5 protein-coding genes are annotated in these 7,124 nt (G+C 42.5%); 2 read left to right on the top strand and 3 right to left on the bottom strand.

What is annotated here, in order from left to right; genetic code table 11:
• Positions 1–486: 486 nt before the first annotated feature.
• The 3 genes from F6K57_RS23550 to F6K57_RS23540 form a co-directional block, all read right to left on the bottom strand.
• Positions 487–1,350 (bottom strand): M48 family metallopeptidase, encoded by an 864-nt coding sequence (locus F6K57_RS23550; RefSeq protein ID WP_075902625.1) that lies wholly within the window; start codon positions 1,348–1,350, stop codon positions 487–489.
• A 112-nt stretch (positions 1,351–1,462) separates the two neighbouring features.
• On the bottom strand, positions 1,463–2,335 hold the full coding sequence (locus F6K57_RS23545) for a transporter substrate-binding domain-containing protein (protein WP_293070991.1): 873 nt from the start codon (positions 2,333–2,335) through the stop codon (positions 1,463–1,465).
• Between the two features lie 267 nt (positions 2,336–2,602).
• Positions 2,603–3,739, bottom strand: a complete 1,137-nt coding sequence (locus F6K57_RS23540) for an alpha-hydroxy acid oxidase (protein WP_293070989.1) — start codon at positions 3,737–3,739, stop codon at positions 2,603–2,605.
• Between the two features lie 338 nt (positions 3,740–4,077).
• On the opposite strand from F6K57_RS23540, the gene F6K57_RS23535 reads away from it, so the two are divergent.
• Positions 4,078–4,980: an ATP-grasp domain-containing protein gene (locus F6K57_RS23535; RefSeq protein WP_293070987.1), complete on the top strand. Its 903-nt coding sequence runs from the start codon at positions 4,078–4,080 to the stop codon at positions 4,978–4,980.
• Positions 4,981–5,317: 337 nt separating this feature from the next.
• A complete protein-coding gene (locus tag F6K57_RS23530) occupies positions 5,318–6,676 on the top strand; it encodes an aspartate aminotransferase family protein (RefSeq protein ID WP_293070985.1) in 1,359 nt (452 codons plus the stop codon).
• Positions 6,677–7,124 lie beyond the last annotated feature (448 nt).

The following is a 7,124-nucleotide window of genomic DNA, read 5'->3' as shown; positions in this document are numbered from 1 at the left end:
CATGTCTTGATGCAGTCGCTCATGGGGGAAACCCCCAAGACCGCGCTGCATCGCTTGTGGTAACAGCCGAATGACCACCCACGGATGAAGGCGTTCAGAATAGGTCATCATTAAAGTATCTCCTTTTGATAGGAGAGCCAGAGCTAGCCCGTAGGTATTGGACTCTCCCCGGGCTAGCTCTTGACTCTGGGCGTCTCAGCGCCCACTCTGATACTATAGCACAAAAAATATTACATTATAGCATATTTTTAAAATTTTGTAACAAATGCTCGGGAGTCGGGAGCAGGGACTGAGGAAAAATTACGATTTCAATTACAACAACCGGAAGGATTTAGTAGTTATGGGGAAGTGCAACTTTGGTTAAAGGAATTGTGTGGCATGGATATACCCTATGCCAGAGTATATAAATATGTGCGCACTTGTTTAAAAACTAACTTAAATAAGTTAGATTAAATTTGTTACAGCCAGTCACTATAGCTAGCTCACCTACTCGATTGCTAGAGATTGGATTCTCTGTTTGTAAGCATCACTGTCTAAGCCATCACCATCATTGGGATCCCAACCTTTTTTGTTGATTATTTCGTTGAGAGTATCAAGGCGTTTTGCTGGTTCTGGGTGGGTTCTTAGCATTGCCGGTGTATTGCCTTTGGTTAATTTTTCGAGAAATCCAGTCATGCCTGAGGGAGCGTAGCCAGCACCGTGCAACATTTCTAATCCCTTGCGATCCGCTTCATATTCCTGCTGCCTTCCTCGGGGAAGAGAGAAGGCGATATCCTCAAGAAGATTTATAATTGTCCCATACTCGACTTCACTATTTACCTCAAGGTTCTTGTCTTTGATAATCTGGCGCAGTTTCTCTATGCTGTGTTTGCTAGTAATGTGAGCAATTTCGTGAGCTATCACTGCAGCTAACTCAGCTTCATTTTCTACCCCTTTCAGCAAGCCAGTATGAACATAAACAAAGCCACCCACCAAGGCAAAGGCATTTATATCGTTGTTCCTGACTACTTGAAAGGTATAGGGAAAATTGGGGCGATCGCTATAGGGGATTAATCTCTTACCAATGTCTTGGACGTATTCAGTGATTTTGCGTCCGCTGTAAATCTCCAGCCCTTGAGCAACTTCTTGTTGATTCAAACACTTACCCAGCTCTACTTCTTGTTGATCAGAAATGGTGATTAACTGAATTATCTCAATTCCTGCATCACCATCCAACAACCCACATAAATCAAATGCTGATGAGGTATGGGGTAACCCTACCCCTAGAGCCAGTGCCACAACTACCAGAATCAGCAGGTAAAACCATCGACGATGGGAAGCACGCTTAATCCAAAAGAATGGGTTTAACATAGTCGTCTATTTAAGCGTCTATTTGAATAATCATAGGGTTGTAAGTATTCATTATTCAGCTTTCAGCAGTCAGCTTTCAGCAGTCAGCTTTCAGCAGTCAGCTTTCAGGGATTTAGTTAGCACATTTTTCATAAGCAGCTTGTCGTATACCTTGGTAATAAATCGAGTCAACACCCAAGGATTTTTCCAAAATTATATCCCACCTTAAGTTAGTAATAAATTTATCAATTTTTTTCTTCCATTCTATATCCTGATCAGGTAAAATTATTCCGTAAAAATCACAACTTAACGGTCGGTCAGGAATTAAGGTAAAATCCTGGAATGTCAGCCCTTGTCTTAAGGCTTCTGCCATTAAAAGCATGCCATCACTGGCAAAAGCATCAATATCCCGTTCGACAACATCTTTCAGAGCCAATTCTCGACCGTTAGAGCCTCTGTAACGAGCGTCTTCTATTTCAGCTAATGGGTAGGTACTGGAGATTAAGGGATGTGTATTTGAACCAGGAAGGACACCAATTTTTCTACCAGCTAGGGAAGTTTCAGGATTGAATATACCCTTCATTTCGGGTCTGATTATAAAATGTGTCCCGGAAAAATAAAAAGCAGTGGAGTAAGTAACTCCTGATAGTGGTGGAGCACTTTTGATCGTATTGGGACCACAATCTAGATGTACCGTGCCATTGGCTACCATCCCATAACGATTGTTAGGAGAGTCTTCGTCTAGAACAGATGGAATTGCCTCGAACCGAACAGATGTATTGAGTACTTCACCAAGATGGTTGGCTAGAAAATACATTTTAGTCACGCAGTAGCCTTGCCATTGGTCTTGCTCTAGAAAACCAAAGGGAGGGGAATCTCTCCTAATTCCTACTTTCAAAACACCAGTGCGCTTAATTTCTGACAAGACTGTTTCAGCTAAACTGGCTGAGGTAAACGTTAAAGATAAGATAATACTAAGGGTGATAGTGGCTAGCTTATTCCTCATTTCTTTTTGGGATTCTAATAATTACTTACTGATATCACTTTCCAATCGATAAATCGCTCAAAGGTTATCTAACCCTGAGCCTAACCCTGACTCAGTGCCAGTAATTTAGGGGAATAGTATCAAAGTATTACCAATAAATAATAACCTTTTTCATGAAAATTAACATACGCAGTCTTGCTATAACTTCAGCCAATTCATTTATATTACTAAGCTATTTGGCTTAGTGTTCCGGCATTATAAGCTAATATTAATTTATTAATCATTTAGTCAATGTTTAATTTTCACCAAACTATGGTCAATATCCTTGACCTTAGTACAGCCACTCAACGCCATGGCTATATCCAATTCATCTCGTAACAATTGCAAGACATGGCGTACTCCAGCAACTCCTGCTACAGCTAATCCCCATAACACTGGACGACCTACCAACACCGCTGATGCACCCAAGGCTAAAGCTTTGAGCACATCAGTACCTCGACGGATACCCCCATCGATTAATACTGGTAGATGATTTCCCACAGCTGCGACCACTTCGGGTAAGGCATCGATGGATGCGATCGCACTATCCAGTTGCCGACCCCCATGATTCGATACAATGATTCCTTTTGCTCCATGGTCCAATGCCTTGAGAGCATCATCTCCTCGCAAAATGCCTTTGACCAACACCGGTAGAGTAGTGATCGATTGTAACCATTCCAGATCCCGCCAGGTCAGTGTTGGATCAATTTGCTGGGCAAAATAGCTCAATAAACCCGATTCTCCTGCAGTTTTGGGAATTTCCAGACCGGTCATTGTCGCTAAATTAGCCAGTTCCATCCCTACCGGTAGAGTAAATTGATTGCGTCGATCCCTTTCTCGACACCCCAACACTGGTGCATCTACGGTCAGACAAAGGGCACTAAAACCAGCTGCCTCCGCCCGTTCCACCAGTCTACGGGTGAGAGTGCGATCGCGATGGACATACAGCTGAAACCATGAGGGATTTTGGATATCGGTCTGTTCCCCCTCTGCCTTTTTGCCTTTCTCCTGTTGTCGATGTTTCCCAGCTAGCGCTACAGCTTCTAACGGTTTGGTGGACATCGTACTCAACACCATGATTGCCCCTACCTCAGCAGCAGCCCTTGCTGTTGCCAATTCACCCTCTGGATTGGCCAGACACTGGAATGCCATCGGAGCAACCAGAATCGGTATGGGCAGAGACTGATCTAGGATTTGTGTGCTTAAATCTCGTTGACTAACATCCACCAACATCCGAGGACGGAGTTTTATCTGTTCAAACGCTGCACGATTGTCTCGCAGTGTTACTTCATCCCAAGCACCACTAGCGTAATAATCCAGTGCCATGGGAGATAGATACTGCGGCGCTAGGGCTTCGTATTCAAATAGATTAATGGGTTGATTCAAGGTTTAAGGTTGGTTGAAGGTTGAAGGTTGGAGGTTGGTTGAAGGTTGGAGGTTGGTTGAAGGTTGGAGGTTGGAGGTTGGAGGTTGGTTGAAGGTTGAAGGTTGGTTGAAGGTTGGAGGTTGGTTGAAGGTTGGAGGTTGGTTGAAGGTTGAAGGTTGAATTCTAAATTCTTAATTCTAAATTCTTAATTCAAAAGGGTAGGTTGACATCTGGCACCCTTGTCAGTAATGCACCTGACCGGCTGTGGGATTAATTTTACAGGGTTTTAGCTCAAGTCCACAAGACAATAAATAAAAATTGCTATAATTTTTATCTGATGCCCAGTTTGAGGTAAACCTTGAAAACTGTTGCTGTCTTTTTTGAGGAAGCAGGCACCTTTGCCTACCCATTTACTAAAAAAAAGTATATACGACACATTGCCCAACTTGGTGAAGCAATTGAAGCCTGTGGTGCCAATTTTCGTGTTGTTCGTCACCAATCTTCCTATCTAGGGTCAGGAGAATTTTCCCAGAGTTGGGAATTACGAGATGGACAAGTGATTGAAACCGGTCCTGTCAAAGCTGATGTCATTTTCGATAAAGGATTATTTATCTCTGATGGAACTATCCCAGTTCTTAACTGTCAGGAAATTAACGAAATTTGCACCAACAAATATAAAACCTTTCAGCTGTTTAGTGACTATTCTCCCCAAACCTATCTTGTTAACAGCCAAGAAGAGTTTCTTGATGCGCTCCTTAATATACCAGGGCAATATAAAGTTGTCAAGCCATTAGATGGTCTTGAAGCCAGAAATGTCCACATTGGAGACGATGAGTTCTTAAAGAAGCAGGATTGCCCCTATCCCTTCTTAGTGCAAGAGTTTCTCGATTCACGCTCAGGTATACCCGGTATTGTCAATGGTGTTCATGACTTTCGTGTAGCACTCCTCAACGGGGAAATTGTTCACTCTATAGTACGTACTCCAGCTTCAGGAAAATTAGTAGCATCCGTGACTGAAGGAGGCGAGATGCGTGTTGTAGAAATAGAGCTTATCCCTAGCACTGTCTTAGATCTAGTCGAACAAATTGAAAAACATATGGTACAGTACGGTACCAGGTTTTATGGCATTGATCTTGCCCTAGTTAACGGTCAACCGAAAATCATCGAGCTTAATTCTCGTGTTAGCATTTGGGACAATCAACAACATCAAGTATTCGCTAGCACGAAGAGGAAACTTGCCGAAGTTTTGGTATCACTTTGATACTTGGGTAGGGTGCGTTAGGGACGGGCGATCCCTCATTTTCTCGGTAGCCATTGTTCGGATAGTCCGTCCCGTAACGCACCACTAGCTCAAACAGCAAAAATGAGATGCACCCGTTAGGGACGGGCGATCCCTCATTTTATGCTTCGTCGTCACCGTTGGGACAGCACGCCCGAAAATTGTAACGGGCAAGATGCCCATTCCACCCACCGGGTCAAACAGCTTTTAGGATATGCACCCTTATCAATTCCACCAAATCAGCAATTATACTAAATATTAAATTTAGATCGAGTTTGAAAAAATAATCAACTTAACTGTTGATAAACTCCTTAAATATTTGCAGGAAAATCAAAATACCGACACCAAGGTAATAGATTATAAAAACCCTCAAACCCTTAAGGAAAAACTCGATTTAAGCTTACCAGAAAACGGAGTTCCCTTAGCCGATTTAATTCCGATTATTGAATCGTACCTCGACCACAGCGTGCGGACTAGTAGCCACAAATTTTTCAACCAGCTTTGGGGTGGATTTGAAATAACTGGATTATTAGCAGAAATGGTAACTAGTACTGCTAATACTTCTATGTATACCTATGAAGTTGCTCCAGTAGCCACGCTGATCGAGATTAAATTGATTGAGGCTCTCAACGACTTGATCGGCTTTCCTCAAGGTGAGGGGTTGATGGTTACAGGAGGGAGTAATGCTAATCTGGTCGCCATGCTTTGTGCGCGACACAAACTCCTACCCGAAGCCAAAAACAAGGGATTGGGAAATCACCAGCTAGTAGCATTCATATCCGATCAGGCTCACTATTCCTTTTTCAAAGCCGCAAATTTGTTGGGCATGGGCATAGACAATGTAGTTAAAGTCAAATCCGATGGCGATCAGCGCATGTGCCCGCAACAATTAGACGTTGCTATTCAACAAAGCCTAAGTGAAGGAAAAACACCTTTCTTTGTGACAGCTACTGCGGGCACTACCGTTGCCGGTGCATTCGATCCGTTGCCCTCAATTGCAGAAATTACCAGCAAATATGGACTCTGGCTACATGTGGATGGGTCTTGGGGTGCTCCGGTTTTGTTCAGCAACCAGCACAAGCATCTGTTGCAAGGTAGCTCCTTAGCAGATTCTTTTACTTGGGATGCTCACAAACTCATGGGCGTGCCCTTGATTTGTTCAGCTATTCTAGTTAAACAACCAGGGACTTTATTGGAAGCTTGTTCTAGTCAAGGTACTCACTATATCTTCCACGATGACGAAGATAGTGCCTATAATCTGGGAACTATGTCCTTGCAGTGTGGGCGGAAAGTAGATGCCCTTAAGCTGTGGCTAGCCTGGAAATACTATGGCCAAAATGGTTATGAAGCAAGAGTTGACCGCTTGTTTGAACTCGCTAGCTACGCGGCGGACTATATTCGCAATTGTGAGAATTTAGAATTGATAGTTCAACCAACATTTTTGAATATCTGTTTTCGCTATAATCCCAGAGATAACAGTCTGTATAATCATGGTTTAGATCAGCTTAATCTGGAGATACGTGATCAATTAATGCGCTCTGGTCAAGCATTAGTCAATTACTCTAACTATCAAGAACAGATTGTAATTCGCTTCATTCTCAGCAATCCAGATATTAACGAAGCAGATCTAGATAGCTTTTTTGCTAACTTTATCAAAATTGGTAATAGTTTATTATAGGGTTTATTGCATTTATTAGGTACGCTTATAAACTTCAAAGTCCCCCTTGATAAGGGGGATTTAGGGGGATCGCTTTGCACCTCATGGGAGAGATAATTGCTATATAGGGTAGTCGTTTCAGCCGATTCACATTAATAGTTGAGAATAACAGGTACCGAAAAGCCATGAAAACAAAAATAAAAAGCTGACGAATCCATAAGCGAATGCCAGCATCTCAATTGTAAAGGTGTGAAAATAAGCGATAGAATCGCAAAGATAAAATGTCTTATCTCATCCTGCTGTCTTGTCTAAACAAACATTAGTCTAAACAAACATTGGAATCTGTGTGACTAAACTACTGAATACCAAGATAGTACTCCAGAAAAGGCGGCGATCAAGACCCATCAGCTTAGCTATCCTGACGACCTGGTCACTAACTAGTTAATAGTAATAGATAATAAGAGATAAA

The organism is Moorena sp. SIO4A5 (assembly GCF_010672005.1).
GTDB lineage: Bacteria > Cyanobacteriota > Cyanobacteriia > Cyanobacteriales > Coleofasciculaceae > Moorena.
Note: the sequence above shows the minus strand (reverse complement) of the source record. Positions and strands in the feature narration are given on the sequence as shown.